Below are 26,236 nucleotides of genomic sequence, written 5' to 3'. Positions count from 1 at the left end.
CACATCACCACGGAATCCAGGGCCAGGCGCCCCCGGAAGGGGCGTCGAAGGGCGGAGAACGCGCGACCGTCAGGCGCGGGCGCTGCCGACGGTGCCCTGCCGCCAGCTGTGGTACAGCCCGGCGTACACGCCGTCCGCGGCGAGCAGTTCGTGGTGCCGGCCACGCTCCACCAGCCGGCCGCCCTCCAGCACCATCACCTCGTCGGCCCGCTCGGCGACGGCCAGCCGATGCGCGACGGTCACCGAGGTGCGCCCCGCGGTCAGCCGGCGCAGCGCCTCGATGAGCGTCAGCTCGATCTCGGGGTCCACGGCCGAGGTGGCCTCGTCGAGGATCAGGCAGGCCGGGTCGGCCACGTGCGCGCGGGCCAAGGCGACCAGTTGCCGCTCCCCCGCGGACAGGCTCTCACCGCGCTGCCCCACCGGGGTGTCCAGGCCGTGCGGCAGGCCGGCGACGAACGATTCCGCGCCCAGCTCGCGGAAGGCGTGCTCGATCTCGGCGCGGGTGGCGGACGGGCGACCGTACCGGACGTTCTCCTCAACCGTGGTGTCGAAGAGGAACGGCTCCTGCGGCACGACCACCAGGCGCGAGCGCAGTGACTCGTTCGCGATCTCGCGAACGTCCACGCCGCCGATCAGGATGCGGCCGCTGTCCGGGTCGGCCAGCCGCGCGATCAGCTTGGTCAGCGTCGTCTTGCCGGATCCGGTGGTGCCGACCAGCACGACTTGGCGGCCTGCGGGCACCTCGAACGACACGTCGTCCAGAGTCCTGCCGGTGCCCGGGTAGCCGAAGACCACGTTCTCCACGACCACATCGGGCGGGTCGGGCGGCAACTGTTGGCCGTCGGCGGGCTCGGCGATGTCCTCGGCGATGTCGAGGAGGGCCAGCACGCGGCGCCACCCGGCGACCGCGCTCTGGGTGAAGTCGATGACCTGGGTGAACTCCGTGATCGGCGCCAGGAACAGGGTCACCAGCATGATGAACGCGACCAGTTCGCCGGCGCTGTTCCCGGTCGACGGACCGATCGCCAGTCCCACCGCGACGACGCCGACCACAATGACCACTGCGAACAGGTCGGCGAGGGAGAACAGCAGGCCGCCCAGATACCCGGCTCGGATCTTCGCGTCCCGCCACCGGTGGATGGTGGCCGTGGTCCGCCGCAGGCTCGGCTCCGCGACGCCGTAGGCACGGATGACGGCGGCGCCCTGGATCGTTTCCGAGATCACCGTCAGCAGGTCGGCGACACGGACCCGGACCGCGGTGTGCGCGGGGCCGAGACGGCCGACCACCACCCGGATCAGAAACAGCAGCGGCACGGTCAGCACGACCGTGATCACCGTCAGCCCGATGTCGTAGAAGGCCATGCCGGCGAGGGCGGCCAGCATGATGGCGCCGTTCACCAGCCAGGCGAGACCGCCCCACTGCAGGAACATGCTGAGGGTCTCGACGTCGGAAGTCACGCGAGACACCAGCTTCCCCCGCGCCTCGGCCGAGTGGTACGCCACACTCAGCCGGTGCACGTGGGTGAAGGCGCGGACCCGCAGATCGAACAGCGCACGTTCGCTGGCGATCGCGAGACGCGCCAGGCTGACCCAGTTGACCACCGCGGTGACCAGCACCACCAGCGCGGCCACCGCGCTGAGCCCCAGCAGCCGGCCGCCGCTGATGTGACCGGTGCTGAGCCCACGGTCGATGACCTGCTGGATCAGCACCGGCACGGCGAGCCGGCCGATCCCGCCGAGGAGGGCGAGAACAACCGTCAGCGGCAGGCCCTTGCGAATCGCGGGAATGGCCGCCAGACCGCGGCGGATCACGGCGGTCGTCGACCCGGTGACGCTCTCGGGGTCAGCCGGCTCGATCGTGGTCATGCCTGCACCCGCTCTCGCTCGTAGGCCCGGATCAACCGGTCGTAGCCGTCGATCCGCAGCAGGTCGGCGTGGGCCCCGACGCCGGCCACCCGGCCCTGTTCGAGGTAGACGACGGCGTCAGCGAGAGCAAGGGTCGCGGCGCTGGTGGTGACGACGATCGTCGTGGTGGACGTCAGGCCGGTGGTGAGGCCGCTCATGATCTCCTGCCGGGTGGTGGCGTCGACGGCGGAGGTCGCCTCGTCCAGCAGCAGCAGCCGCGGCCGGTGGGCCAGCGCTCGGGCGAGCGCGATGCGTTGCCGTTCACCACCGGAGAGCGTGACTCCGCGCTCGCCGACCGGCGTGTCCGCCCCGTTCGGCTGGTTGTCCACCAGTGTTTTCGCCTGTGCCAGGCGGAGCGCCTCGTCCAGCCGTGCACCGGCCCCGGCCGCGGCGGCGCCGTCGAAGTCGAGCAGCACGTTCTCGGCGAGCGAGCCGGCGAACAGGAACGGCTCCTGGAAGGCGGCCGCGATGGCCGTCTCCCGGTCGGCCGACCTGATCCGGCTCAGGTCGGCCCCGTTCAGCAGCACGGTGCCGCCGGTCAGCGGCAGCAGGCCGGTCAGCGCCAGCAGCAGGGTGGTCTTGCCCGACCCGGTGCCGCCGGTGATCGCGACGGTGGCACCGGACGGCACGTCGAAGCTCACTCCGGAGAGCGCGGCCGCGCCGCCCGGGTAGGTGAAGGAGAGGTCTCGGACCTGCACGTCGAGCGGGCCGTCCGGCAGCGGCTGGGGATCCGCCGTGGCCGGCGGCAGCGGCTCGTCGAGCACCGTCTGGACCCGGGCGTACCCGGCCAGCATGCGCGGCACGTCGCCGAGCACGTTGCCGATGGTCCGCACCGGGACCACCAGCATGGCGAACACATTGACGAAGCTGACCAGGGTGCCGACCGTGATATCTCCGCTGTTCACCCGCAACGCGCCGACGACGACCATGATCAGCGAGGTGGCCGTCGGGATCGACTCGATCAGCGAGTCCAGCATCCAGTCACGGACGGCCAGTTTGATCTTCGCGTCGCGCAGACCCGCCGCCTCGGCGGCGAAGCGGTCCCGCTCGACGCGGTCCCGGCCGAGCATCTTCACCAGGGCCGCGCCGTCGAAGCTCTCGTGGGCGACCTCGGTCACCCGCCCCAGGCGTTCCTGGACCGCCTGGGCGGGCGCCTCGACCTGTTTCTGGTAGACCCAGTTGATCAGCAGCAACGCCGGGATCATCGCGCCGCCGACCAGCGCCAGCACCGGGTCGACCACCACCGCCCAGCCGGCGGTGACACCGAACAGCACGAACATGCCGAGCACGTCCGGCAGCCGGGCCGGCAGCTCCGCAGCCGCCTCCGCGTCGGTCGTGACGTGCGCCAGCTTCTGGCCGGTCGGGTGGGTCTGGTGGTACGTCATCGGCAGCCGGTGATACCGGTGGACGACGGCGCCCCTCAGGGTGGCGTCGAAGCGGGCCCTGGTCACGACGAGAGTCCAGCGCCGGATCAGTCCTGCGGCACCCTGCAGCACGCCGATGGCGGTCACCACCAGCAGCACGGCGACGATCGTGCCGGTGGCGACCTGGCCGTTGTCGAACCGCGGGATCACCACGTGGTTGGTCAACTCGCCGAGCGCCACCGACCATGCGACCAGGCTCGTGCCGTACAGCAGCGAGCCGACGAGTCCCCAGATGATCGGGCCGGGGTGGGCGCGGAAGGCAGCGAGCAGCAACGCTCGTGCCCGCCGGACCTGCTTGAACCGCCCTGCCGTCTGATCTGCCATCGCGCCTTCCCTGCCATTCTCTTGCGCCGGTCGGTCCGGGTCGGATGAAGCACCGGCGCGCCGACCGGCGTCGGGACGACCTGCCGGACTCAGAAGTAGGACTTCAGCTCACCGCGCCGGCGAACGTCCGTGGTGGCGCAGTGGAAGGAGCCGCCGAAACTGTTGAAGTTCCGGAACGGGCAGGGGACCGGCGTAATGCCCCAGCTCTCGGCGAGTTCCTGCATCGGCCGGTCCTCGGCCTCGACCACCATGTGGGTCTCGTCCAGCATCAGGATGTTCATGTTGATCCACTTGCTGGTCATGTACAGCGGGTGGCCGTCCGGGATGACCGGTTCCGGCGCTCGGCGGATCTCCCAGTCCTTGAACTGGCGCGGTACCTCGACCACCCGGTCGGGGTGGATGAGCAGCTTGCCGGGTGCGAGCGGCATCAGGCTCGCGTCGATGTGCATCGGATGGTCGTCGGCCAGCTCTACCACGTGCACCTGGTACTCGTTGCCGATCTCCCGGCGCACCCATTCGATGCCCATCATGTTGGTGACGTGGCTGCGCTGCACGAAGATGTCCCGGCCGCACCGGATGAAGTCGGCCGCGTCGAAGGTCGGCTCGAACTCGGTGATCACCGACTGGAACGGCTCGCCGTCCGGCTGGTCGGTCCAGCCCTCGACGTACAACTCGTCGCTGAGCTCCGGGCGCGGGCCGGCGGTCCACCGGGCGCCCCCACGGAAGTACTCCTTGAGCAGCGGTCGATAGGCGGAACTGGCGAAGTAGCGCGACCGCCAGGCCATCGGCGCCTCGATGATCTGCTCACCGATCACCAGCAGCAGGTCGCGCGGCATCGCGTCGTAGAGGCCGGTGCTGGTCCAGCCGGGCGCACCGTACGACTGGCCGTGGTCGCGCGGGTCCGGCCGGCGCACCCGCACATCGTGGTTCTTCAGGATCTCGACGAGCTGGTCGAGCTCGTCGCGGGCCGCGGCGATCTGGTCTGCCGGGAACGGCTTGCCGGCCTGCTCCCGGAACACCGCACGCTGTTCCGGCGAGAGCGGCGCGGCCGTCACAGTGTCGTACGGCGGGAAGTGCGCACCGTCGACGGTGCCGACGATGACCTCCTCCAACGGGTCCCACTCGTTGTAGGCACTGACCGGTGACCCGGTCTCCCCCTCTGACTCAGACACGGTTCGTCCTCCGCTCGTCGGTGTACAGGGTTCCGCCGGACCACACGTACGGTGTGCCGCCCCAGGCGGTGGCAGTGGCGACGTCGGGGAAGAACCCGTGCCCCGACAGGTTGGCGCTCGTGTTGCACAACAAGGGGATCCCGCTGATCCGGTGGTACTCCTCAAGCACCCGGCCGACCCTGGTGTGCGGTGTGTCCGGCCGGATGGTCTGCAGCCGGGCCGTCCCGTCGAGGTGCAGCACGGCAGGCACCCGCTCCGCCCAGCCGGGGCGCAGCCGGTGGTCGAAGAGCATGTACGGGTCGGCGCCGCCGGGGTCGAAGACCGCCGACGCCTCCGACTCCAGGCAGATCGGCGCGACCGGCCGGAACGGCTCCCGGTGCTTGATCCCGTTGAGCTCGTCCTTCATGGCCGGCGCCACGGGGGCGGCGAGGATGCTGCGGTTGCCGAGTGCCCGCGGGCCGAGCTCGGCCCGCCCGTCCACCACCACCACCGGCTCACCTGTGGTGTGCAGCAGCGCGGCCAGCTGCGCCTCGTCGCACGGCCGTGCCGACCAGCCGGGCGCCGGCCGGCTCGGCGTGACGGCCGGCCCGGAGTAGACGTTCCACTCCAGCTCCGGCCGGCCGCCCTGGTTGAGCGCCTCGCAGAGGGCGGTGCCGATGGCGGCACCCGAGTCGTTGGTGAACGGCGGCACCCAGACACCGGTGAACAGCCCGCTGGAGCGGATCATGCTGTTCCACTTGATGTTGAGCGCGCATCCCCCGGCGAGGCAGATCGGCAGCGGTGCGGGCAGTTCGAGCCGGGCCACCGCGTCGGTGAGCGTACTGACCAGCGTGCGGCCGATGAACTCCTGGCAGGCAGCGATGAGGTCGGCGCTGGAGTGCGACGGGAAGAGCGCAGCGCAGCGCTCGGCCAGCGCCGTGCCGACCTCCGGTCCCATCGAATCGACGCCCAGCTCGGCGACGAGTTTGTCGAGCGCCGCCAGCACGTCGTCGTCCACGGTGCCCAGGCCGGCGTACGCCATCGCCTTGCCCGCCGTGCCGAGATGGTGTTCGACGATCTGGACTTCGGTGAGCCCGTCCAACGGCCGGTGGAACGGCCCCAGTGCCAGGCAGAAGTACGTGAACACGTCGCCGACCAGGCCGAACAGCGGCCCCAGGTACTCGCCGGTCACGGGTTGGCCGGGGCGCACGAGGTACAGGCGGGGCAACGTGCCGCCGTCCCAGACCAGGCCCAGCGCGGTCTGTCCGGCGAACGGACCGCTGCAGTAGCTGGCGTACAGATGGTGGCTCGCGTGCGGATAGCTGCTGTATCCCCCGGCCAGCGGGCTGCCGGCGATGCCGTCGAAGGTGTACCGCGGCGGCGGAGCGGGGACGAACGGGTCGGCGGCGTACGGCGCGGCGGCGACGCTGACCGGCTTTCCCCCGGACAGGGTGTCGATCAGGGTCGGCCCGTCGTCCTCCGACCACCACCCGTCGATCACGAAGCCGTCCACGTCGGCGACGTCGAGCCCGTGATCGGCCAGGACGGCGGAGATCCGGTCGAGGTCGCCGAGCGCGCTGTAGCGCCGGCCGTTGGCGAGCTTCTCCATCTCGGCGCTGAAGACCAGACGCTGCCCGTCGAGCACGGCGACCGCACCGTCGTGGGACACCTTGATCCCGCAGACGATCATCGCTGGGACCCGCTCATGGCCGCTCGCAGGCTGGCCGGCCGCATGTCGGTCCACAACTCGCCGATCCGGGCCAGGCAGTCCTCCCGGGACGCCGGCTCGCCGACCGGCGTCCACCCGGCCGGCACCGGTCGGTCCGACCGCCAGGTCGAGTACTGCTCCTCGTCATTGCGTACGACGACGTACGTCTCATCGGTGTCGGTCATGACTGCCCCTCGTTCTCGGTTCGGACGGCGCGCAGCTCCTGGGACGAGTGGACGCGGCCGGACAGCATCCCGATCTCGATCTCGATTCCGACCGCGGCGCCGGGCGGATCGGCCGGCCCCGCCGGGTCGAACCGGGCCAGGTGCGCGGCGATCCGGTCCCCGTCGCTCACCAGCCGGACGTGCCCGCGGACGTTGACCGACATCGGCTTGCCGGCCGGCGGCCCGGCCGAGGCCGGGTCCGGGTCGAACACCACCAGCACCTTGCCGCCGTCGCTCAGCGGCATCGGATCCGTCCCGTCCAGCACTCCGAACAGGACGCCCTGCCGGCCGCGGGCGCGATCCAGGATCAGCGGCAGCCGAGTCGCGACCGGGAACTCCGAGGGCCCGGCACTGACCACGGTGCCGGAACCGCACCGCTGGATCTGCGCGACCATGGCCTCGGAGTCGTCCTTCTCGGCCGGGAACGCCCGCGCCATCGAGCCGCCGTCCTTCGCGATGGCCGTGACGATCTGCTTGGACCGGAACGGCAGCAGCGACAGCAGCGTGTCACCGAGCCCCTGCGTCGCCTCGGCGAGGCCCTGCACGTACAGCCCGCAGGTGAGCTCCTCGGCGGCACGCACCCGGTGGTCCTGGGAGACCACGAGCCTGCTGTCGTCGTCGAGTTCGAGGTATGGCAGGACGGCCTGGTACATCTGCGTGTCGAGTTCCCGCCGGTAACCGGTGGCCAGCACCAGCCCGTCCGCACGCAACTCGTGGGATCCGGCGCCGAAGCGGCTGTGCACGCCGATCCTGACTCTCTCGCCGTCCAGGTCGGTCCTGGTCAGCCGGGAGCCGTCGTGCACCACGAGCCGGGTCCGGCCGCGTACCTCGTCCGCGTAGACCACGTCGTACAGGGTGTCGAGGAAACCCGCCTCCACCACGCCGTAGTTGGTGTTGCGCAGGCGGGCGGCGTAGTCGCGCCGGTTCTCCTCGCTGCGGCAGTAGAACTCGTCGACGTTGGCCTCAAAGAACTGCTCGTTGGCGAACGGATTGTTGTCGGTGGCGCGCAGCGAGTACCCGGGCAAGACCAGGTGGACGCGGGAGTTGCGGTAGCGGTCCAGCAGGTAGTGGGTGATCTCGCCGGCGCTCTGCCCGTCCCCGGCGACCGCGAACTCCCACTCCCGGTCGTGGTCGGTGAAGGCACCCGGGAACTGGGACAGGAAGGCGCTGGAGTGCACCACGGCCGGGCCGGTCGTCACTCCGGCGGGCACCATCGGCACGCCGCCGAGCGCGTGCACCACGTTGCGGGCGTGGTACTCGGCCACCTCACCGGTGGCGGTGTCGGTGGCCGTCACCCGCAGCAGCGACAGCGTGCCGTCATCGTCGCGGACCGGGGACACCTCGGTGACTGCGGAGCGGTACCGCACCATGCCCGCGAACTGACCGCCGACCCACCGCAGGTAGTCCTGGAACTCCAGCCGGGTGGGCCGGAACTGGCCGAGGTTGACGAACTTCTCCAGCCGCCCCTTGGCCTTCTGGTACGCAAGGAAGGTGAATGGGCTGGCGAGATTGCGCAGGGACACCAGATCCTTGAGGAACGAGATCTGCATGCGGGCCCCGTCGATGAGCATGCCCTCGTGCCAGCAGACGTCTGGCGAGCGCTCCAAGAACAGGCAGCTGCGATCGGGGGCGATCTCCTGAGCGGCGATCGCCAGCGCGATGTTCGACGGTCCGAAACCCAGACCGATCACATCGTACGGGTCGTCCCGCGTGCCGAGATCCTTCACGTACTCCTCCTTCCTCGACGAAATACCGGCTCATCCGGCGGGCGGTGTCGCTGGCGAGCGCTGGCCGACGCGACCCGTGTCCAGGAAGCCGACCAGGGCCGGCACCGGGGAGATCACGCGACCGGCTTCGTCGAACCGCTCTTGGTACTGCTCCGCGACCTCGGGCAGCCGGCTCCAGTGCGTCGTGGGACGCAGGTGGTGCTCCTGGTGGTAGCCGTCGTTGAAGGTCACCAGGTTGTACAGCCGGCCGTAGTGGCTCACCGAGTTCGCGTACCGGCTCTCCGGCTCCGCGCCGAAGTGCCGGTAGTAGTTCTGGACATTGACCAAGGTGAACGCGAGCGCCACCGAGGGCAGGTAGCACAGCAGAGTCCACTGCCAGGACAGGACGGCCAGCAGCACCGTGAACGCGAGGTACGTGAGCCGGTCGTACCTGACCTGCCTGAGTTCTGCGACGCGGCGGCCCGGGTTGCGGGCGGCCAGCTCCAGCAGCGTGGTCTCCCGCGGGCCGACCGCGCATCCCCGGCGCAGCATCGCCCAGGTGACCACCCACTCCTTGGCCGAGGAGGCCAGCCCGCAGACCAGGTACCACCACAGCGGCGCGTGCCCGTCGTCGCGGCTGTACCGGTAGGTGGAGGTGATGTCGGCGGTGGTCCCGTCGCGCTTGCGGTCATTGTTGTACCGGTGATGGTTGCGGACGTGGGTCAGGTGGTAGCCCTGCACCGACTGCGCGATGTTCGCCGAACTCACCACCGACAGCACGGCATTCAGGCGGTTGTCGGTGAACCAGGGCTGATGGACGAACAGGTGCGTGACCACGATGATCGAGTACGTCATCATGGCCGTGACCAGGGCCGCAGAGGCGAGCCGCGGCCACAACCCGTCCGGTGTCAGCGCGGCCAGCGCGATCGTGCCGGCGAACTGGGTCAGAGTGACTGTGAGCAGGATGGCGTCCGCCGGGCTGTTGCGCCAGAACCGTCGCGGCTTGGCCTCGACCATTTCACCAGCACCTTTCGTACGCGTGGCAGAACTGCCCGGCGAATCAGCGAAGTAGTGATCTCCGGCGCACATGCGCAAGCGTCGGGAATTAGGCCATGGGTTACGGAGCCCGGGATACGGCGACGACGCTAGCCATGACCGGAACTGTCAACGATGCGACCGGCTGCTGGGCCTGGAGGGCCTGGTCGCCGAGCGGTCACCGAGGTCCGCCGCAGGGGGCACTCTCACCCAGCGCGGGCACCGAGGCCGCGGCACCGGCCCGAAATGGCTGATGCGGAACCGTCTTGACCCGATCCGCTGCTCGCATGCGCGGCGAGGACGTTCGAAGAGGCACAAGGCCGAGCCCGGCGTCCAACTGCTCACCATCGGCATTTGGAAAGGGAGATATGTGCAGGCACAGCGACGCGCCGCGCGGTCGTCGGACCATGCGGCGCTCAGATGTCGATGTTCTGGCCCGGTCCGCGCGGATGCGCGCCGGGCCCGGTTGTCAGTCGGCCAGCTTGAAGATCAGCTCGGTGACGGTGGCCTGGCGGCCGGGAGCGAACGAGTCCTCGCTGCCGATGCGCACGAACCCGTTGCGTTCCAGCACCCGGACGGAGCCGGGGTTGTCCTCCACGACCCGGGCGTGGATCGGCCGCTCCGTCATCTCGTAGAGCAGCGCCGCGACGGCCGCGGTGGCCACCCCCCGGCCCCACCAGTCCTTGCGGATCCAGTAGGTGAGCTCCGTGTCGCCCTCGATCGGGAAGGTGGCCACGCTGCCGACGACCTCGCCGTGGATCTCGATGACCCGGTTGACAATCGCGTCGTCGGCCAGGATCTTCCGGTACTTCTGCCGGAAGGCGTCGGCGTCGCGGGCGGTCTTGGCATCGGTGAAGGCCGCAAGATGCTGGGCGGCCTCGTCGAGCTGGATCTCGAAGAGCGCCGGGATGTCGTCCTCGGTCAGGGGTCGCAGCGAGATGTTCCTGGCCACATTGTCAGTCATTCGCGCCTCCGCGCCAGACGGAACGACGGGTCGTCCCACATCAGAATCGAGGCGAGGCTAGCACGCCGGGCGGGTGGCTTCGAGGCCCGGAATCCGGCCAGTGCCCGCAGCCCTTTTACGGGACACGCCACCTCGCCGGCGCGGCATTAGGTTGTCCTTCAGGAATTCCGGCCAGAGGGCCACATGCTGGCGAAGGGGGGTCGTCTTATGGTGCGGCAAACTGAGCTGTTGACGCCTCAGTTGTCCGACTATCTCGATTTCCTGGACCGCGGGGAGATGAGATACCTCCCCTATCTGATGTATTTCAACAGACCGAACTTCCGATCGGCGGCCATCAACACCGACCGGCTCGGATTCCGGCTCTCGCACAGTCCGAGCGGCCCGGGGTCCGTCGGCGGCGACAGGCTCGACGGGCCGGTCCGGCTGCTCGTGGGTGGTTCGGTGTCGCTGGGTTACGGCGCCACGAACGACGGAGCCACGATCGCCTCCCGGCTCTGGTCGAAGCACGCGCCGAGCAGGCCGTGGTTCACCTTCGGCGCCCCGTACCTCAACTCCACGCAGGAGTTGATGCTGTTCATGCTCCACCGGCACCTGCTGCCCCCGATCGACGAGATCGTCATCATCAGCGGCTTCAACACGCTGGTCATGGGACAGCTGACCGGGATGGACGTCGGCGTCCAGGAGCCGTTCTTCTTCTGCAACGAGTACTTCGAGAAGATGCAGGAGCTGCGGGCACGGTACGCCGAGCCGGCCAAGACCAAGCGGTGGCGTGCCGGCCCGAGGCCACCGGCGCAGACCGTCGCGCCGCCAGAGGTCCGCCCGACAACGGCCGGCATGATCCAGTCCGCAGTCGACGTCACGCTGCGGAACCTCGACAGCTGGCTCGTGATGGCCGCCGCGACCGGCGCCCGGGTGAGTTTCGCCCTCCAGCCGCTCGCGACCTGGCTGCGGGAGACGCCGGCACCGCAGGAGAAGCTGCTCTTCGACGAGTTCGACAAGTTCTCCGACTACGGGACCTGGGAGGAGCGCTACGGCGACGTCGGCAGCTTCGCGACGGGCGCCGCCTATGCCGAGGCCCTCGGCGAGGCCTGCGCGCGCAAGGGCATCCCGTTCGTCGACACGCTCTCCCGGCTCGCCGCGGTGGCGAAGCCGTCGGACTGGCTCTTCGTCGACCGCGGTCACTACACCGACGAGGGCAATGACCTCGTCGCGCAGGTGCTGGCCGAAAGCCTTGAGCTGACGTGAGGTCCGAATGTCGACCCGAAGTGAACTGAGGTGACTGCTCCGTGTCGTTCCTGCGTACGGTGTTGGCCAGGCTGTTCGGCCGCCGCAAGAAGAAGGCCAAGGGCGATGCCTCCATCTACCCGATGTTCTGATCAGGCGATGGACGACGATGCGCTGACGTTGCCGGTCCGGACGGTGTTCGCGCGGGCGTGCGAGTCGGAGGACACGCCGCTGCCCGACACCCTGCGGTCCGCGATCACCGGCGAGCTGGACCGTGCCGGCCACGACGGCGATCCGCGGTGCGATCTCTCCGCGGCCGCCGCCTGGGCCGACGCCGAACGGGCACGCTTCACCGCGCTGTTCGCCGCCGCGGAGCTGGAGGGCTGTGCGGACGTGCTCGTCCGCCGGGCGGTGCTCGCCTGCGCGCCGCTGGCCTCGCTATCGGGTGCCTGGCTGCAATGGATGAGCGAGCCGGGCAACGCCGAGGAACTGGTCACCATGCGGGCGCTCGCGCTGTTCGCGGCCGATGTCGGCGCCGGGCACCCGGGCGCGTCCCGGGGCGACGCGTACCTCGCTCTGATGCGGCACGTCCGGGTGGCCGTGCACGCACGCCCGGCCGCCCGCCTGGTGCACGACCGCCGGATCGCCGACCCGTCCTTCCACCTGCCGGCTCTCGCGCTGACGATGAGCCGGCGCCCGGACACGTACCAGGGCGAAATCATCGGTCTTGATCTCTTCTCGCGCGCCGTCGGGCTGCTGCCCCCGCTCGCCGGTGTCCGGACCCGGCTTCCGCACGCGGCGGACTGGGCCGCGCTGGACCCGGGCCGCGCGCCGGCGGTCGACGACGCACAAGCCGTCGCGGCCGCGTTCACCGCGGCGGCCGGCACGGCCGGTACGACGGCGACCGAGCGCGGCTTCGCCTGGGCGTTCGCGGCCCTGCGCCGCTGGAGCGACGAGGTGTACCGGGAGCTCGACGCCGCTCGCGACCCGTCCTTCGAGATGGCCGAGCTGATACGCTCCCGGGCCCGCGAGGCGTCGGCCTATCACGACCGGTTCGTCATGCGCGGGCGGCCTCTGAAGCAGTGGCTCGCCGAGGCGCGCACCGACCCGGCTCCGTTCCTGGCCGCGCTCGCCGACAGCCGCCTCGTGCAGCCGGGCCGGTCCGGGGCGAGCCGGCTCACCGGCGAACTGGTATCGGAGAACGGCCGGATGTTCCGGGTGTTCCCCGACGACGACCTGGACGTCATCAATCGGTGGATCGATGCGCTGCCGGCCGATCCGGCCGAGCGAGCGCGGCTGCGGCCCGCCGCGCAGGAGCCGCGGAGCATCACATTCCGCCCGGCTCCGGACACTGCGGGCGACGGCGCCGCTCCAGCCGGTCTGCGGGAGGCGTACACCCGGCTGTTGCGGCGCACGATCACGCCGGCCACCCGGCGGTATGCGCTGCGCTACGTCGAGGGATGGCTGGCCCGCTCCCGCCACGGCATGAAGCAGGCGGCCCAGTCGCTGCCGGCCGAGCCGCCGTCGGACGGCCTGCGGCCGTGGCTGCTCGACCGGCACGACCTGCACAACAGCGAGTTCCAGGACGGCTCGGACGATCCCCTGCCGGAGCGCGCCGCGCTGATCGACTCGACGCTGCAACTGGCACCGCTCACCCTGATCGACGGCGCCTGGCTGGCCGGGCACACCGACTATCAGCTCGCCTCCGCCGAGCGCGGCCACTTCCTGTTCGAGACCTATTGGGACGAGCTGGGCAACGGCAGGCCGGAGCTGAACCATCCGCTGATCTACCGCGCCGTGTTGCGGGAGATGGGCATCGAGCTGCCACCGACCCGGTCGCCGGAGTTCGCGGCCTGGCCCGCTCTCCGGGACCGGTCGTTCGAACTGCCGGTCTACTGGCTGGCGATCGGCCGGTTTCCACTCACGTTCGAACCGGAGATCCTCGGCCTGAACCTGGCCATGGAGTTGTCCGGGGTCGGCGGCAGCTACCGCCGCGCCCGGCAGGCGCTCAAGCGATACGGCTTCAGCACCGCGTTCGTCGACGTCCACAACACCATCGACAATGTCGCGACCGGGCACTCCGCGTGGGCGGCGGACGCCGTCGACGGGTATCTGGCGCAGCAGGCGCCGGCCGCTCGCACGGACGCGTGGGACCGGATCCGGGCCGGGTACCGCTCGCTGAACCCCCCATCCGGATTCTGGGCCCGCAACGCGGCCCGTCGCGCCCGAGTGGAGGCCTCCGCACATGTCTGACCTGGTTCTCGGTATCTCCGCCTACTACCACGACAGTGCCGCGGCGCTGGTGTCCGACGGCCGCCCGGTGGCGGCCGCTCAGGAGGAACGTTTCACCCGCCGCCGCCACGATTCCGCATTCCCCGCCAACGCTGTCGCCTACTGCCTGGACGAGGTCGGCGCCACGCTCGCGGACGTGTCGGCGATCGCCTACTACGAGGACCCGGCGCTCAAGTTCCGCCGCGTCCTGGCGACTTATCTCGGCGCGGTCCCGTTCGGGCTCGCCTCGTTCCGCGACACCCTGCCCGACTGGTGGTCGTCGAAGCGGCGGGTCGCCGACGTGGTCCGTCGCGAGCTCGAAGGTCTGGACCGCGGACGCGTACCGGAGATCATTTGTCGGCGGCACCACGAGTCGCACGCCGCGTCGGCGTTCTTCGCCGGCCCGTACGAGTCGGCCGCCGTGCTGTGCATCGACGGTGTCGGCGAGTGGGCGACCACCTCGATCTGGCACGGGCAGGGCACCCGGTTGAAGCCGATGGCCGAGATCCGCTTCCCGCACTCGCTCGGCCTGCTCTACTCGGCCTTCACCTACTTCTGCGGATTCAAGGTGGACTCCGGCGAGTACAAGCTGATGGGCCTGGCGCCCTACGGCGAACCTCGGTACGCCGACCTGATCCACGAGCGGCTGATCGACGTCAAGCCGGACGGGTCGTTCCGCCTGAACATGCGCTACTTCGAGTTCCTGCGCGGTCAGGTGATGACCGGTCGCGGATTCGAGCAGCTGTTCGGCGGTCCGCGCCGCGAACCCGAGGGCGAGCTGACCCAGCGGGAATTCGACCTGGCCGCTTCCGTGCAGCTGGTCACCGAGGAGGTCGTCCTCAAGCTCGCGCGGACGGCACGCGAGCTGACCGGCGAGTCACGGCTGTGCCTGGCCGGTGGCGTAGCCCTGAACTGCGTGGCGAACGGAAAGATCGTCGCCGGCGAACTGTTCGACGAGGTCTGGGTCCAGCCGGCGGCCGGCGACGCCGGCGGCGCGCTGGGCGCGGCGCTCGCGGTCGCGATGGATCGGGGCGCCGGGCGGGCCCATGTCGGGACCGGACACGACGCGATGTCCGGGTCGCTGCTCGGACCGGAGTACGACGACGACATGATCGAGGCCTACCTGACCGCCGCCAGCATCCCGCACCGCCGCCTCGGGCAGGCGGAGCTGACTGCCGAGGTCGCGAAGTCGATCGCCGCGGGGATGGTCGTGGGCTGGTTCCAGGGCCGGATGGAGTTCGGCCCACGGGCGCTCGGTTCGCGGTCGATCCTGGGTGACGCCCGCGATCCGCGGACCCAGTCGGTCATGAATCTGAAGATCAAGTTCCGGGAGTCGTTCCGGCCGTTCGCGCCGTCCGTGCTGTCCGAGGACGCCAAGGACTTCTTCGACCTTCCGCAGGACAGCCCGTACATGCTCGTGGTCGCGCCGGTCGCCGAGGCGGCCCGGCTCGCCGTCGAGACGGATTCCGGCCTGACCGGCATCGACCTGCTCAAGGTGGCCCGGTCGGTGATCCCGGCGGTCACGCACGTGGACTGCTCCGCGCGCGTGCAAACCGTCGGGCCGCGGGACAACCCCGGCTATCACCGGCTGCTCACGGCGCTCAAGCGGGAGACCGGCAGCAGCGTCGTGGTGAACACGTCGTTCAACGTCCGCGGCGAGCCGATCGTGAACACGCCGCACGAGGCATACACCTGCTTCATGCGGACCGACATCGACGTGCTCGCGCTCGGCGGGTTCCTGCTGCACAAGTCCGACCAGCCCGAGTGGAAAGAGGACGTGGACTGGCGCGCCGAGGTTCCCCTCGACTGACCAGCGGCCGTCCGTCCCGTATCGAAGGGGTTTCTGATGCGCAACGCCCTGCTCACCCTCGCGTACGTCCTGCTCGTGATCCCGGCGGGCCTGGTGCTGAGGGTCCTGCGCGATCCGATGCGCCGGTCGTGGTCCCGGCGCCGGCCGAGCTACTGGCAGAGACCGGTCACGCGAGGCTGAAGTCCTGCCAGAAACCGGTCACACGGGGCTGAAGACCACCTGGTCGGCGACGGCCTGCTCGATGGCGCGCACCGCGGTGAGCACCGCCTCCGGCCGCTCGGCCAAGCCCTCCACCACGCCGAGCGTGCCCTGGCTGCCCAGCCGCCAGTCGACCCGGTCACCGGGCTCAGCGGTCAGGACGACCGAGAGCACGTCGGGGCGCTCGGCGAGGTCGGCCACGTTGCCCCAGGAGGCGAGTCGCCAGTCGCCGACCGGCGGCAGGATCTGGTAGCAGAAGGCAGCCGCGGTCGGCTCCCCCAGCGACACCTCCGGCCGGCGGCCGACGGCGACCTCGAACGCCAGCCGGACCGCCTCCACGCCGAACGACCGGTGCAGCAGGACGGCCACGTAGCCGCCGAGACGGGCGTTCACCTCGATCACTACGGGTCCGTCGGCGGTCAGCTTCAGCTCGACGTTCGCCCAGCCGTCCTGCATGCCGAGAGCGTGACAGGCCGCCGCGGTGAGCCGGTGGACCTCCGCCTCGACCTCTGCGGGCAGCAGACCGGGCACGAAGAAGCCCTGCTCCCGGAACGGTTCCCGCAACGGCAGGCGTGAGTTGAGCACCTGGCACACGACCGTGCCGTGCCACAACAGCATCTCGACCGACACGTAGTCGCCGAGGCCGGGGCCGGCCACCGACGGGCGGCCGACCAGCATCTCTTCGACCACGAACTGGTCGGCGTCGCCCGAGGCGAATGCGTCGGCGGCGTACCGCACCGCGTCTTCCGGGCTGTCCAGGCGATACGTCTGCCGGCTGGCCGCGCCTCGGACCGGCTTGAGCACCGCCGGCGTGCCCACCGCGGCGAGCGCCTCCACTGCATCGCCGGGACCCGTCAGCAGCCTGAACCGCGGCACTCGAAGCCCGGCGTCACGGAACCGCTGCCGCTGGACGTGCTTGTCGGTGGCGGCGAGCACCGTGCTCTCCGAGTGGTATCGCAGGCCGAGCCGGGACGCCAGGCGTGCCGCGAGCGGCAGGTCACGGTCGGAGAAGGCCACGATGCCGGCCGGGCGGCGGGCCCCGAGCACCGCGGCGCCGGCCACCTCGTCGGTCACGTCAACGACGTCACCGATGGCCGCCAGCAGGTCGGCCAGGCCGTCCGCCAGCTCGTCGACGGGCACCGCGAACAGGAGGTCGTAGCCCTCGGCGTCGGCGGCCAGTTCGAGCGGGGCGGCGGCGCCGGCCGTGTAAACCACGACCACCGTCTCGGTCATGCGCCGACCCGTGCGGCGCCGTCGGGCTCGCGCTGCGCGGGCAGCAAACGGTAGATCTGCCCGAGGCCGCCCAGGGCGCCGCCGAGCCGCGGCAGTGCCGCGTACACCGGGTCGCGGCTCAGGATCGCGTCGACCTCGCGCAGCCGCCACATCGGCGTCCGCGGGAACAGGTGGTGGACCAGGTGGAAGCCCTCGCCGTCGATCTCCCCCAGCAGGAACCGGGTGCCCCATCCGTAGACCCGGTTCCAGGACATGTAGATGTCCATCCGGGGCGCGGTCTCGATCAGCGGAAAGTGCTCCATCAACTCGGCCACCGCACCGATCCACACCTGTGTGGTGACCAGCGGCACGAACCAGAGCAGCACCAGCCACAGCCACCAGCCGCCCAGGACGGCCCAGATGAGCACTCCTGCCAGCAGGACCACCCGCAACGCCCGCTCGGCCGGCTGCTCCCCCGCCGCCACGATGCGGTGCCGCAGCAGGTAGAGCACGTACGAGGCGGTCGCCTTCGGCATCACCACCTTGCGCAAGTACCGGCGCAGCGCCCTGCGGCTCAGGTCGTCCCCGCACAGCGCGTTGTCCTGGTACTGCCGGTAGTCCGGGTCGCGTTCCGGGTCGCCCAGCCGACCGTGGTGCTCACTGAGGTGCGACACCCGGTAACCGGTGTAGCTCTGCAGCACGGGATATCCGCCGAGGACCGCCCCGATCACGCTGCCGGCCCGGTGGTTGGCCATGAACACCCGGTGGGTCGCCATGTGCAGCATCCCGGCGATGCCACGCTGCCGGCCGCCGATGAAGAAGACCGCCACGAGGTACACCGGCAGCGCCAGCCACCAGGGTGCGTGCCGCCACGACAGCACCGAGGCCGCGCACCAGAACGCGACCCAGGCCCAGTGCACGAAAGCTTCGAGCGGACCGTGCCAGTTGTCCGGCCGGGACGCGGCCCGGACCGCGACCATGATGTCCGGCGCGAAGCGGTACCGCTCCGCCCGATCAGAATCGGCCACGGTCCTTCTCCTCACTCAGTGATGTCCAACTGGCGGCTCTCTCCAGTCAGACATCCGGGCCACGATGTCGGCAACCAGCTCGGCCTCCCGCGCCCGGAGGTAGAAGTGGTCGCCGTCGAAGGCGCGCCACACGGCGCTGCCGGAGGTCAGCTCACCCCAGGCGGCCAGGTCGCTCAACACGTCGTCGGAGTCGCCGAGGCCCCCGTAGGCGGCGATCGGGGAGCGCAGCCGCACCGGTTCGGCGCGGTGGTACGAGAGGGACGCCCGGACGTCGGCCAGCAGCGGCGGCAGCACCAGTTCGCGCAGTTCCGGGTGGTCGAACACGGCCGGATCGGTCCAGCCGGACTCCCGGGCCTCGGCCTCGACGGTGGCGTCGTCGAGTGCCTCCCTCGGTGGCGCGGATCGCTGCGGGGCGAACTGGCCGGAAACGAACAGTCCGGCCGGGTCCGGCCCCGGGCCAGCCTCCATGCGGATCGCGACCTCGTAGGCGACGAGGCTGCCCATGCTGTGCCCGAACAGGAACAGGGGCCGGTCGGCGTACGGCGCCAGCACCGGGGCCACAGCGTCGGCGATCTGCGGGACCGACGACAGCAACGGCTCGGCCAGCCGGTCGTGGCGGCCCGGGTACTGCACGCTGATCAGCTCGATCCCGGCCGGCAGGCGGTCGATCCACGGGCTGTAGGCGCTGGCCGTGCCGCCGGCGTGCGGCAGGCACACGAGGCGCGCCGATGGGTCCCGGCGTGGCCGGAGCCGACGCAGCCAGCGCGCCGATGCGCCGGTGGTGCCCGATGTCGGGGGTGCGGTCATCGAGGGACTCCCGTCAGTCGCGGGTCTGAGGTCAGAATCCACATGTGATTCCTTGCGAAGGATGTGTCTGGGACGGACTTGCGATGGATAGTGCCCCGGCTGACGCGCCGGTCGCGATCGGTGGGCGGCTCGACCCGGCCACCGTTCTCGGCGGCTACCGGCACGGCACCTACCCCATGCCGGCGGCGACGGCTGCTGACATCGAGGTGAATCACGCCCTGTACGAGGAATCGGTGGAGTCCGGGGCGACCGTGGTGCTCGACTCGCCACTGCCCGACCCGTACGCGCTGGTCTGGTGGTCCCCGGATCCCCGGCCGGTCATCCCGTACGGCGGGTTGACCAACGCGCGCAGCCTGATGAAGCTGTTGCGCAATCGGCTGACCTGGACCACCACCACGAACCAGGACTTCGCCCGGGTGCTCGCCGAGTGCCGCCGCGACCGCACCCCCGAGTGGCTGACCACCGAGCTGTGCGAGTGCATGATGGCGCTCAATGAGCTGGGCTGGGCGCACAGTGTCGAGGTGTGGGAGGGCGACGAGCTGGTGGGCGGTGCCATCGGCATCGGTGCCGGGGAGGTGTTCGTCCTGGACACCTGCTTCCACCGGCGCAGCAACGCGTCGAAGGTGGCGCTGCTCGACATGGAGCACCGGCTGGCCGGCGCCGGCGTGACGCTGCTGGACGTCGAGTGGGACAGCGAGCGCAACCAGCGGCTCGGCGCCAGACCACTGCCGCGCCACGAGTTCCTGGCGACCCTGGCCCGCGGCAGCGATCCGGTACACCTGGCCGGCGGTGTGGAGCCGGTACGGCGCCTGGGGTTCCTCCGCACGCCGCAGTAGCGGCGTTGCCCCCTAAACAGGTGAGTCCCGCGCGTCCGGCCACGTGGTCAGGATGATCGAAGACCGTGTGTCTTCGTTCGACCATCGAGGCCGTGACAAGAATCGGAGCTTATCCAGTGCCGGTCAACACCTCTAGATTCACCATTGAAGCCGGGACTTCCGCCAGTGTGCAGCCGGGCACGCAGCCGCCCTCCGACGGGGACGACGCTGTCGTGCAACTGCCCCTCTCCGCCATCCGCGATGCCGACTCCCCGCGATCCGCGGGCGTGGATCTGGCATACGCGAGATCGATGGCGGAGATGGAGGCGGACCTGCCACCGATCGTGGTGCACCGCACGACCATGAGGGTCATCGACGGCATGCACCGGCTCGCGGCCGCCCGGCTCCGCGGCGAGCAGGAGATCCGCGTGCAGCTGTTCGACGGCGACAACCACCAGGCGTTCCTGGTCGCCGTCCGGCTCAACGTGACGCACGGCATGCCGTTGACCATCGCCGATCGGCGCGCGGCCGCGATCCGGATCATCCAGAGCCATCCGCAGCTGTCCGACCGGGCGATCGCCTTCACCGCCGGGCTCTCCGCGAAGACCGTCGGCTCGCTGCGCCGCGGGATCGACAGCCCGCCGGTTGAGGCGCGCATAGGCCGTGACGGCCGGGTACGGCCGATCAACGGGGCGGCCGGCCGGCAAGCCGCGGCCGAGCTGATCGCCGTGCACCCGGAGGCGACGCTGCGCCGGATCGCCCAGGAGGCCGGCATCTCGGTGGAGACCGCGCGCAGTGTCCGGGCGCGCCTGCGGTCCGGCGAGGACCCGGTGCTGGACCGGCGGACCCGGCCGGAACGCAGCGACCGCGACGTGGACCGGCAGATGACGGTGAAGCTGCCGGACGCCGATCCCTCGCAGGAACTGCGGTCGCTGCTGGAAACCATCCAACGGGATCCGTCGCTGCGTTACACCGAGTCCGGCCGGGTGCTGCTGCGCTGGCTGGGCCCGCGGGTGCTGATGCCCGACGAGATCCCGCTGCCGCTGAGCCACATCCCGCCGCACTCCCGGCTCAATCTCGGGTCGCTGGCGAGGTCCTGCGCTGCGGCCTGGATCCAGCTCGCGATGGGGCTGGAAGACGAGTACGGCAACACCGCCGCCGGCGGACTGTCCGGCTGAGAACGCGGCGCAGGAATGCGAAGGGCCGGTGTCCACCAGGACCACCGGCCCTTTTCCGTACAGGGCGTTCAGCGGGCCCGCGTGCCGTTCGACGCCGCCGGCCGGATCCGCAGCCGCCGCGGGGAGGGCAGTACTGTGCCGTTGCTGGCGTACTCCCCCAGGGACAGCCCGATCCGGTCCGCGTGCACGCAGCCCGGGACGGTGCGGTACCCGGTCTCCCGGTCGAACCGGGTCGACGGCTTCGGCCGGGCGGCCACGTCGGACGCGCCCGTCGGGAACCACCGGATCGGGCGGGCCCGGCCGAACGGAGATGTGCGCCGCCGCGGCCCGCTCAACTCGGGTCCGCCTCGCTCAGGCGGGTGGCGAGGTCTGCCACGGTCGGCGCCTCGAAGAGGGTACGCAGAGCCACCGTGCGCCCGATGACGTCACCGACCTTGTTGACGACCGCGACCGCCAGCAGCGAGTGGCCGCCCAGTTCGAAGAAGTTGTCCCGCACGCCGACCCGCGGCACGGCCAGCACCTCCGCCCAGATCGCGGCGATGCGCTCCTGCAGCGGTGTGGCCGGTGGCTCGTACTCGGCCGCCCCGGCCCACTCCGCCTCGTCGTCCGGCCGTGGCAGCAGCGCCCGGCTGAGCTTCCCGCTCGGCGTATGCGGCAGTTCCGTCACCGTCAGATAGGCCGCCGGCACCATGTAGTCCGGCAGCCGGTCGGCGAGAAAGGCGCGCAGCTCGGCGGCGGTCGGCGGGGCCTGCGGGTCCAGTACGACGTACGCGACCAGGCGCCGGTCACCGACGCCGTACCGGTGGGCGGCGACGGCGCACTCCACGACCTGCGGGTGGCCCGTGAGGACGGACTCGATCTCGGCGACCTCCACCCGGAACCCGCGGATCTTCACCTGGTCGTCGAGCCGGCCGATGAACTCCAGCTGCCCGTAGGCGTTCCAGCGGACCTGGTCGCCGGTGCGGTACATCCGGGCGCCGTCGCCGAACGGGTCGGGGAGGAACCGCTCCGCCGTCAGCTCCGGGCGGCCCAGGTAACCGCGGGCCAGCGGGGTGCCGGCGACGAACAGCTCGCCGGCCACCCCGGGTGGCACCGGCCGCAGCTCGGAGTCGAGTACGTACGTCCGGGCGTTGTCGAAAGGCCGGCCGATCGGCGGCAGCGCCGACCACTGCGCGGGGTCCCCGCCGAGCTGGTGCGAGGTGGCCAGGTGCACCTCGATCGGCCCGTACTGGTTGAACAGCGTGCAGTCCGGCAGCCGGGTGAAGAACTCCCGGATCGCCGGGGTGGCCTGCAATTGCTCGCCCGCCGTGAGCACCGCCCGCAGCGACGGCGGGAACCGGTTGAGGCGCGCGGCCCGCTCGGCCATGCCCTGCAGGGCCACGAACGGCATGAAGATCCGCTCGATGCGCTGCGCCTCGATGACGTCGAGCAGACGTTCGAAGTCGTGCCGGACGTCCTCCTCGACCAGGAACAGCGTCTCGCCCACCGCCAGCGTGGTCAGCATCTCCTGATAGAAGATGTCGAAGCTGAGCGCCGCCCACTGCAGGGTCCGCCCGCGGCCGCCGGGGCCCTGGCGCTGCTGCCACCGCACCTGGTTGAGCAGGGCCCGGTGCGGCATGGCCACGCCTTTGGGCCGGCCGGTGGACCCGGACGTGTAGAGCACCCAGGCGATGTTGGCCGGGTCGGCCAGGTTCGCCGGGCCGGTGGCGCTGGCCGAAGGGCTGAACTCCAGTACCGGCGTGCCCCCTTCCGGGCCGGCCGCACCGCCGGCCGGGCGGATCAGCAGGCGCAGCGCCGCGTCCTGCGCGATCAGCTGCTGGCGTGCGGCCGGATAGGTCGGGTCGATCGGGACGCAGGCGCCGCCGGACTTGAGCACCGCCAGGTTGGCGACCACCATGTCGAGCGAGCGGGGCAGCGCGATGCCGGCCCGCTCGTCGGGGCCGACGCCCAGCTCCCGCAACTGCCGGGCCAGGGCGTTCGCCTGCTCGTCCAGTTCACGGTAGGTCAGTTCCTTGCCGTCGAACACCGCCGCGACGGCTGTCGGCGTGGCGGCGACCTGCCGCTCGATCACCTGGTGCAGGCAGATGTCGTCGTCGTACCGGGTGACCGTGCCGTTCCAGAGTTCGAGTACCTCGTGCCGCTGCGCGGCCGACATCAGGTGCAGATCGTCGATCGGCACGTCCGGCGTGGTGACGATCCCGGCGAGCAGGGTGACCAGGTAGCCGGCCAGGCGCTGCATGGTCGCGCGCTCGAACAGCGCGGTCTGGTACTCCAGCCCGACGGTCAGCTCCCCCGTCTCGTTCTCGTGGGCGAAGAGCGTGAGGTCGAACATCGCCTTGCGCTCGTCCGGCTCGATCGGGGTGACGGTCAGCCCGTCGAGCATCTCGAACGGCTCGTCCCTCAGGTAGGTGAACAGCACCTGGAACAGCGGCTGCACCGCCAGGTCCCGTTGCGGCCGGAGCTCCGCCACCAGGCGGTCGAACGGCGCGTGCCGGTGCTCGTAGGCTTCCAGCAGCCGCGGTTGGAGCTGGCGGAGCAGCCCGGCGAAGGTCGGCCGCCCGGCCAGGTCGGCCCGCAGGACGACCGGGTTGACGAAGTGGCCGATGTTGGCCTCGACGTCCGGGCGCGCCCGCCCGTCGAGGATCGTCCCGACGCTCACGTCGGTCTGGCCGCTCCACCGGTACAGCAGCGTATGAAAGGCCGCCAGCAGCACCATGAACAGCGTGGCGCCCTCCTGCCGGGCCAGCCGGCGCAGCCCTTCGGCCACGTCGGCGGAGACCGGCACCTCGACCGTGTCGCCGTCGAGTTCGGCGGTGGCCGCCCGCGGCCGGTCGGTCGGCAGGTCGAAGGTGTGCGGTGCGCCGGCCAGCCGCTGCGTCCAGTAATCCATGTGCAGCTTCGTCTCGGCGCCGTCCCGGCTGTTCTGCCACAGGGCGTAGTCGGCGTATTGCATGCTCAGTTCGGGCACTTCGGCCGGGGTGCCGGTCCGGTGCGCTCGGTAGAGCGTGCGCAGTTCCTGGTAGAGGTTGGCGTGCGAGGGCCCGTCGAGCACCAGATGGTACGAACGGAAAACCAGCACGTGCTCGGTCGGCGAGAGACGGATCAGCTCGGTCTGGAAGTTCTGCGCCACGGAGATGTCGAACCGGTACCCGGCGTACATCCGCTTCCGCTCGTCCAGCCACCGCTGCTGCTCGGCGGCCGACAGGTCGGACACGTCGAGAAGGGTGAAGCGGGGATCACCGGGCGGCTCCACGACCTGGACGCCGATGCCGTCGCGCGCCGGGAACGCCGTACGCAAGATCTCGTGCCGTTGCATGATCCCCGCGATCGCCGACCGCAACGCCGCCACATCCAGGTCGCCGGTGATGCGGTGCAGCGCCGTCTGGTTGTACGCCGCACCCAGCACGCCCAGCTGCTCAAGGAACCACATGCCCTGCTGATGGTCGGAGAGCGGGATGATGTCCGGCCGGGCGGGCGGCGCCGGGTCGGCGAGCATCGTGGCGATCACCTCGTCACGCCGCTCGCGAAGCACCGCCAGCCGTTCGCCGTCGAGCGCGCCGACCGGCCGGTAGCGCAACCGACCGTCCTGCAGCCACAGTTGTACGCCGGCCACGCGCAGTTCTTCCAGGAAGTCGGATATCGCGATCACGGGCTGCCCTTTCTCGGCGTACCGCTCAGCGGGTGCTGAGCGGGCGCAGGTCGGTCCAGTGCTGCGTGACGTAGTCAAGGCACGCCTGCCGGCTGTCTTCGCCGTGGACGATCCGCCAGCCGGCTGGCACCGCCCGGCGGCTCGGCCACAACGAGTGCTGTTCCTCGTCGTTGACGAGCACCAGGAAACGGCCTTCCGGGTCGTCGAACGGGTTCATCTCGACTCCTCTTTCACCAGGGGTGCGAACGCGTCGGCCGAGCGGAGCTCATGGTCCGGCTCGGCCTTCTGCCGGGGGTAGACGAAGGGCAGCAGCAGACCCGCCATGGATGTGGTGACCAGCGCCATCAGAACCAGGAGCGAGTACAGACGCTCATCGAGCAGACCCATCTGGAGACCGATGGCCAGGACGATCAGTTCGGTGAGCCCTCGGGTGTTGACCAGCAGGGCCAGTGCGACGCTGTGCCGGGGTGACACCCGGACGAGCCGCGCAGCCGTGAAGGCGCCTGCCATCTTGCCGCCGATCGCGATCAGCAGGATCAACAGCAGGAGGCCGAACGCCCCGGCGTCCATCCCGGACAGGTTCACCGCGAAGCCGGCGACCACGAAGAAGGGCGGCAGCAGCACGGTCCTGTCGATCCGCTCGACCCAGGGCAGCACCCGCTCACGCAGGCCGTCGGCGCCCGAGCGGGGCATCACCGCGCCGAGCAGGAACGCGCCGAAGATCTGATGCAGTCCCATCCACGAGGTCGCCGCGGACGACAGCCACAGTGCGCCGCCCAACGCGACCAGCAGACCGGCGCTGACGGAGATCCGGGCGGCGGCCCCGCGCTTCTGCTCCGCCGGGCGGCGCCGCGCCAGCCTGGCCAGCGCCGGTCGCACCACCCCGACGAGGAGAGCCACGAAGGGGACCACCAGCAGCAACCGCCAGGGCGGCTGGTTACCGTTCGATAGGGCGACGAGCACCGAGAGCATCGACCAGGCCAGGACGTCCCCGACCGCGGCCACGGCCAGCGCGAGGCCACCGATGGGCTTGTCGATCAACTGGCGGTCGGTCAGGATCCGGGCCAGCACCGGGAACGCGGTGACCGACATCGCCGTGCCGAGGAACAGGCAGAAGAGAACCGCGGTCTGCCCGGACCGATCGCCCACGATGCCGATCGCGAAGAGACTGCCGAGAACGAACGGCACGACCATGGAGCCGATCGACACCGCCAGGACGATCCGGCTCTGCCCCCTCAGGCGGCTGTCGGCCAGATGCAGCCCCACGAGGAACATGAAGACACAGATGCCGACGCCGGCGATCGTCGCGAGCGCCGGACGGATCTCGGCCGGGAACAACGTGCGCGTGAGCGCACCGTGGAACAGGGTCGGACCGAGCAGGATGCCGGCGGCGATCTCGCCGATCACCTGCGGCTGGCCGATCCGTCGGCAGAGGAGCCCCAGGACCCGGGCGACCACAATGATCACCACCAGTGCGAGGAGCAGCTCCGCAACCGTGCCGATAGCCACCGGTCAGTCCCTTCGCTAAGCCCGCTGTGTGATCGACAGTAGGCAGGACCGACCGAGGCCGCGCAGTCACGTGAACCGGCGACAAGATGCCGGC

The 26,236-nt window shown here is 70.7% G+C and carries 21 protein-coding genes; 6 read left to right on the top strand and 15 right to left on the bottom strand.

Annotated features, from left to right (window positions below; all coding sequences use genetic code 11):
* Positions 1 to 69: 69 nt before the first annotated feature.
* The 8 genes from QMK24_RS25675 to QMK24_RS25640 form a co-directional block, all read right to left on the bottom strand.
* Positions 70 to 1,866 (bottom strand): ABC transporter ATP-binding protein, encoded by a 1,797-nt coding sequence (locus tag QMK24_RS25675; protein ID WP_283469148.1) that lies wholly within the window; start codon positions 1,864 to 1,866, stop codon positions 70 to 72.
* Entirely contained in the window at positions 1,863 to 3,653 is a 1,791-nt protein-coding gene (locus QMK24_RS25670) for an ABC transporter ATP-binding protein (protein ID WP_283469147.1), read from the bottom strand. Before QMK24_RS25670 ends, QMK24_RS25675 begins: the two co-directional genes overlap by 4 nt.
* An 89-nt stretch (positions 3,654 to 3,742) precedes the next feature.
* A complete protein-coding gene (locus tag QMK24_RS25665; protein WP_283469146.1) occupies positions 3,743 to 4,825 on the bottom strand; it encodes an amidinotransferase in 1,083 nt (360 codons plus the stop codon).
* Positions 4,818 to 6,494, bottom strand: coding sequence for a carbamoyltransferase N-terminal domain-containing protein (locus QMK24_RS25660; RefSeq protein WP_283469145.1), 1,677 nt, complete (start codon positions 6,492 to 6,494; stop codon positions 4,818 to 4,820). The genes QMK24_RS25665 and QMK24_RS25660 overlap by 8 nt, the downstream gene beginning before the upstream one ends.
* Entirely contained in the window at positions 6,491 to 6,697 is a 207-nt protein-coding gene (locus QMK24_RS25655) for an MbtH family protein (protein ID WP_283469144.1), read from the bottom strand. Before QMK24_RS25655 ends, QMK24_RS25660 begins: the two co-directional genes overlap by 4 nt.
* Positions 6,694 to 8,463 (bottom strand): SidA/IucD/PvdA family monooxygenase, encoded by a 1,770-nt coding sequence (locus QMK24_RS25650; protein WP_283469143.1) that lies wholly within the window; start codon positions 8,461 to 8,463, stop codon positions 6,694 to 6,696. Before QMK24_RS25650 ends, QMK24_RS25655 begins: the two co-directional genes overlap by 4 nt.
* A 30-nt stretch (positions 8,464 to 8,493) precedes the next feature.
* Positions 8,494 to 9,459 (bottom strand): fatty acid desaturase family protein, encoded by a 966-nt coding sequence (locus QMK24_RS25645; RefSeq protein WP_283469142.1) that lies wholly within the window; start codon positions 9,457 to 9,459, stop codon positions 8,494 to 8,496.
* A gap of 487 nt (positions 9,460 to 9,946) precedes the next feature.
* Positions 9,947 to 10,441 carry a GNAT family N-acetyltransferase gene (locus QMK24_RS25640; protein ID WP_283469141.1) on the bottom strand — a complete coding sequence of 165 codons (495 nt, stop codon included), beginning with the start codon at positions 10,439 to 10,441 and terminating at the stop codon, positions 9,947 to 9,949.
* A gap of 228 nt (positions 10,442 to 10,669) precedes the next feature.
* Here QMK24_RS25640 and QMK24_RS25635 point away from each other — a divergent pair, with 228 nt between their 5' ends.
* The 4 genes from QMK24_RS25635 (at position 10,670) to QMK24_RS25620 (ending at position 15,926) form a co-directional block, all read left to right on the top strand.
* Complete coding sequence (locus tag QMK24_RS25635) at positions 10,670 to 11,686, top strand: SGNH/GDSL hydrolase family protein (RefSeq protein ID WP_283469140.1); 1,017 nt, start codon at positions 10,670 to 10,672, stop codon at positions 11,684 to 11,686.
* A gap of 138 nt (positions 11,687 to 11,824) precedes the next feature.
* A complete protein-coding gene (locus QMK24_RS25630; protein WP_283469139.1) occupies positions 11,825 to 13,918 on the top strand; it encodes an iron-containing redox enzyme family protein in 2,094 nt (697 codons plus the stop codon).
* Positions 13,911 to 15,746, top strand: coding sequence for a carbamoyltransferase family protein (locus QMK24_RS25625; RefSeq protein WP_283469138.1), 1,836 nt, complete (start codon positions 13,911 to 13,913; stop codon positions 15,744 to 15,746). Before QMK24_RS25630 ends, QMK24_RS25625 begins: the two co-directional genes overlap by 8 nt.
* A gap of 36 nt (positions 15,747 to 15,782) precedes the next feature.
* A complete protein-coding gene (locus QMK24_RS25620) occupies positions 15,783 to 15,926 on the top strand; it encodes a hypothetical protein (protein WP_283469137.1) in 144 nt (47 codons plus the stop codon).
* An 18-nt stretch (positions 15,927 to 15,944) separates the two neighbouring features.
* Here the strand turns inward: QMK24_RS25620 and QMK24_RS25615 are convergent, their stop codons facing one another.
* From QMK24_RS25615 to QMK24_RS25605, 3 genes are read right to left on the bottom strand one after another with little or no spacing between them, the layout of a single operon-like run.
* Positions 15,945 to 17,177, bottom strand: a complete 1,233-nt coding sequence (locus tag QMK24_RS25615) for an ATP-grasp domain-containing protein (RefSeq protein WP_283469136.1) — start codon at positions 17,175 to 17,177, stop codon at positions 15,945 to 15,947.
* The gene (locus tag QMK24_RS25610; RefSeq protein WP_283469135.1) at positions 17,174 to 18,184 is read right to left on the bottom strand and encodes a fatty acid desaturase; all 1,011 of its coding nucleotides are present in this window, start codon (positions 18,182 to 18,184) and stop codon (positions 17,174 to 17,176) included. The genes QMK24_RS25615 and QMK24_RS25610 overlap by 4 nt, the downstream gene beginning before the upstream one ends.
* A gap of 15 nt (positions 18,185 to 18,199) precedes the next feature.
* A complete protein-coding gene (locus QMK24_RS25605; RefSeq protein ID WP_283469134.1) occupies positions 18,200 to 18,991 on the bottom strand; it encodes a thioesterase II family protein in 792 nt (263 codons plus the stop codon).
* Between the two features lie 83 nt (positions 18,992 to 19,074).
* On the opposite strand from QMK24_RS25605, the gene QMK24_RS25600 reads away from it, so the two are divergent.
* Both QMK24_RS25600 and QMK24_RS25595 read left to right on the top strand, forming a co-directional pair.
* Positions 19,075 to 19,827 carry a leucyl/phenylalanyl-tRNA--protein transferase gene (locus QMK24_RS25600; RefSeq protein WP_283469133.1) on the top strand — a complete coding sequence of 251 codons (753 nt, stop codon included), beginning with the start codon at positions 19,075 to 19,077 and terminating at the stop codon, positions 19,825 to 19,827.
* Positions 19,828 to 19,943: 116 nt separating this feature from the next.
* Positions 19,944 to 20,984, top strand: coding sequence for a ParB/RepB/Spo0J family partition protein (locus QMK24_RS25595; RefSeq protein ID WP_283469132.1), 1,041 nt, complete (start codon positions 19,944 to 19,946; stop codon positions 20,982 to 20,984).
* A gap of 68 nt (positions 20,985 to 21,052) precedes the next feature.
* Here the strand turns inward: QMK24_RS25595 and QMK24_RS25590 are convergent, their stop codons facing one another.
* From QMK24_RS25590 to QMK24_RS25575, 4 genes are all read right to left on the bottom strand, one after another.
* Positions 21,053 to 21,241 carry a hypothetical protein gene (locus tag QMK24_RS25590; protein ID WP_283469131.1) on the bottom strand — a complete coding sequence of 63 codons (189 nt, stop codon included), beginning with the start codon at positions 21,239 to 21,241 and terminating at the stop codon, positions 21,053 to 21,055.
* A gap of 74 nt (positions 21,242 to 21,315) precedes the next feature.
* Positions 21,316 to 24,633, bottom strand: coding sequence for a non-ribosomal peptide synthetase (locus tag QMK24_RS25585; RefSeq protein WP_283469130.1), 3,318 nt, complete (start codon positions 24,631 to 24,633; stop codon positions 21,316 to 21,318).
* Between the two features lie 25 nt (positions 24,634 to 24,658).
* Complete coding sequence (locus tag QMK24_RS25580; protein WP_283469129.1) at positions 24,659 to 24,850, bottom strand: MbtH family protein; 192 nt, start codon at positions 24,848 to 24,850, stop codon at positions 24,659 to 24,661.
* Positions 24,847 to 26,142 (bottom strand): cation:proton antiporter domain-containing protein, encoded by a 1,296-nt coding sequence (locus QMK24_RS25575; RefSeq protein ID WP_283469128.1) that lies wholly within the window; start codon positions 26,140 to 26,142, stop codon positions 24,847 to 24,849. Before QMK24_RS25575 ends, QMK24_RS25580 begins: the two co-directional genes overlap by 4 nt.
* Positions 26,143 to 26,236: the final 94 nt, after the last annotated feature.

The organism is Streptomyces sp. PH10-H1 (assembly GCF_030063355.1).
Classification (GTDB): domain Bacteria; phylum Actinomycetota; class Actinomycetes; order Streptomycetales; family Streptomycetaceae; genus Actinacidiphila.
This window is presented reverse-complemented; position numbering and strand designations above follow the sequence as displayed.

Coding starts and splice junctions, on each gene's coding strand:
- QMK24_RS25675 (WP_283469148.1), bottom strand. CDS start 1,866: ATGACCACGATCGAGCCGGCTGACCCCGAGAGCGTCACCGGGTCGACG.
- QMK24_RS25670 (WP_283469147.1), bottom strand. CDS start 3,653: ATGGCAGATCAGACGGCAGGGCGGTTCAAGCAGGTCCGGCGGGCACGA.
- QMK24_RS25660 (WP_283469145.1), bottom strand. CDS start 6,494: ATGATCGTCTGCGGGATCAAGGTGTCCCACGACGGTGCGGTCGCCGTG.
- QMK24_RS25655 (WP_283469144.1), bottom strand. CDS start 6,697: ATGACCGACACCGATGAGACGTACGTCGTCGTACGCAATGACGAGGAG.
- QMK24_RS25645 (WP_283469142.1), bottom strand. CDS start 9,459: ATGGTCGAGGCCAAGCCGCGACGGTTCTGGCGCAACAGCCCGGCGGAC.
- QMK24_RS25640 (WP_283469141.1), bottom strand. CDS start 10,441: ATGACTGACAATGTGGCCAGGAACATCTCGCTGCGACCCCTGACCGAG.
- QMK24_RS25630 (WP_283469139.1), top strand. CDS start 11,825: ATGGACGACGATGCGCTGACGTTGCCGGTCCGGACGGTGTTCGCGCGG.
- QMK24_RS25625 (WP_283469138.1), top strand. CDS start 13,911: ATGTCTGACCTGGTTCTCGGTATCTCCGCCTACTACCACGACAGTGCC.
- QMK24_RS25620 (WP_283469137.1), top strand. CDS start 15,783: ATGCGCAACGCCCTGCTCACCCTCGCGTACGTCCTGCTCGTGATCCCG.
- QMK24_RS25615 (WP_283469136.1), bottom strand. CDS start 17,177: ATGACCGAGACGGTGGTCGTGGTTTACACGGCCGGCGCCGCCGCCCCG.
- QMK24_RS25605 (WP_283469134.1), bottom strand. CDS start 18,991: ATGACCGCACCCCCGACATCGGGCACCACCGGCGCATCGGCGCGCTGG.
- QMK24_RS25600 (WP_283469133.1), top strand. CDS start 19,075: ATGGATAGTGCCCCGGCTGACGCGCCGGTCGCGATCGGTGGGCGGCTC.
- QMK24_RS25580 (WP_283469129.1), bottom strand. CDS start 24,850: ATGAACCCGTTCGACGACCCGGAAGGCCGTTTCCTGGTGCTCGTCAAC.